Here is a 1,794-nt window from a genome sequence, read left to right as displayed (position 1 = left end):
AGTCGCCGGTGGCCCCGGAGGGGTTGGTCGTCGCCGACCTCGTGGCCCGCGGTCGTCATCCGCACCAGCGACTGCTCTCCCGGTGGAGCGCGGCCGACGACGAGGCGGTTGCCGATGCGCTGGAGCTCACCGGCACCGCCTCCCTCGCCGAGCGCAGCGTCGACGAGCTCTCGGGCGGTCAGCGTCAGCGCGTCTGGATCGCGATGGCGCTGGCCCAGCAGACCGATGTGCTGCTGCTCGACGAACCCACGACGTACCTCGACGTCAGCCACCAGGTCGAGGTGCAGGACCTGCTCACCGATCTCAACCGGCGGCGCGGGACGACGATCGTCATGGTGCTGCACGACCTCAACCTCGCCGCCCGCTACGCCGACCACCTCGTGGCCCTCTCTGCGGGCCGGATCCATGCCGCCGGCGATCCTCGTCGGGTCCTCACCGTCGAGGCGGTCCGCGAGGTCTTCGGCCTCGAGAGCCACGTGATCGTCGATCCGGTCTCCGAGACGCCGCTCGTGCTGCCGATCGGGCGGCACCATGCGCGCCCGCGCGCCACGTCGCCCTGACGCCGACGACCACTCACCGCCACCCAACACTGCCGTCCAGCGCTTCACCTCGTCCCCTGGGAGTCATCATGTCCAAGCCCGGCTACCGCCCCTACTCCGTGCGCGTGGCGGCCCTCGAGCAGGTGAGCCCGAGCTTCACCCGGGTGCGCTTCACCTCCGACGACCTCGCAGACGTGACCCGGCACGGGCCGGACCAGCGCGTCAAGGTCGTCCTTCCGCTGCCCGGCACCGGTCTGTCGTCGTTTCCGGCCGGCGACGACTGGTACGCCCGGTGGCGCCGTCAGGGCGACCGCGAGCGCAACCCGATCCGCACCTACACCCTGCGGCACTGCGATCCCGCGGCTCGCGAGCTGGTCGTCGACTTCGTGGCGCACGGCGACACCGGGCCGGCCACCCGCTGGGTCTCCCGCGCGGCGGTCGGCGACGAGGTGCTGGTGCTCGCGCCCGATGCGACCTCGACGGACGCAGCCGGCGGTTACGCCTGGCAGCCGGGCCGGGCGAGCACCCTGCTCGTCGCAGGCGACGAGACCGCCGTTCCGGCCATCGTCTCGATCCTCGAGTCGCTGCCGGACGACGCCTCCGGGGTCGCGTTCCTGGAGGTGCCCAGCACCCTGGACGTACAACCGGTCGTCGCGCCCGCCGGTGTGGCGGTGCGGTGGTTGCCGCGCGAGGGTGAAGAGACGGCGTCTCATGGCGTCGCGCTCGACCGCGAGGTACGACGCTGGGCCGCGCGCCACCTGGGCTGTTCGCGGGTGGCGGTCGGAGCGGCAGCCGGGTCGGACGCCGACCCCGAGGTGCTGTGGGAGGTGCCTGACGCCGAGGTCCGTGATGGTCTTTACGCTTGGATCGCCGGGGAGGCCGGAGCGGTGACCGGCCTACGCCGACACCTCGTGCGCGACCTCGGAGTCGAGGCCTCACGGGTCGCGTTCATGGGCTACTGGAAGGCCGGTCGGGCCGAGAACTGAGTCGGCACTCTCCGTCTCCACCAGCGTCGCTGACGACTGCACGGAGGGGCGATGACCGCTGCCGTTCACGTGTCGGCCATGGCAGGGCCGATGACAGTTCCGATGCCGTCCCTAGCGTCCGGGTCATGGTCGAGCTGGCAGCAGTCCCGGTCCCTGTCCCCACCTGCTCCACGAGTGCGAACCCGAGAAAGAACGCCGCGAGTGCCGAGCGCCTCAGGGTGCTGGTGGTCGCCGAGTCGTTCCTCCCGCAGGTCAACGGCGTCACCAAC

General features: G+C 71.7%; 2 protein-coding genes. Both read left to right on the top strand.

All coding sequences use genetic code 11. From position 1 onward, the window contains the following. Positions 1-560 (top strand): ABC transporter ATP-binding protein (locus VOI19_RS18955; RefSeq protein ID WP_323794488.1); only part of this gene is annotated, 560 nt, incomplete at its 5' end. Between the two features lie 68 nt (positions 561-628). Beyond that, complete coding sequence (locus VOI19_RS18950; protein ID WP_323794487.1) at positions 629-1,525, top strand: siderophore-interacting protein; 897 nt, start codon at positions 629-631, stop codon at positions 1,523-1,525. Positions 1,526-1,794: the final 269 nt, after the last annotated feature.

Source organism: Nocardioides sp. (genome assembly GCF_034670285.1).
Classification (GTDB): Bacteria; Actinomycetota; Actinomycetes; order Propionibacteriales; family Nocardioidaceae; genus Nocardioides.
The sequence above is the reverse complement of the archived record's forward strand: the minus strand, read 5'-3'. Positions and strand labels throughout refer to the sequence as shown.

Coding starts and splice junctions, on each gene's coding strand:
- VOI19_RS18950 (WP_323794487.1), top strand. CDS start 629: ATGTCCAAGCCCGGCTACCGCCCCTACTCCGTGCGCGTGGCGGCCCTC.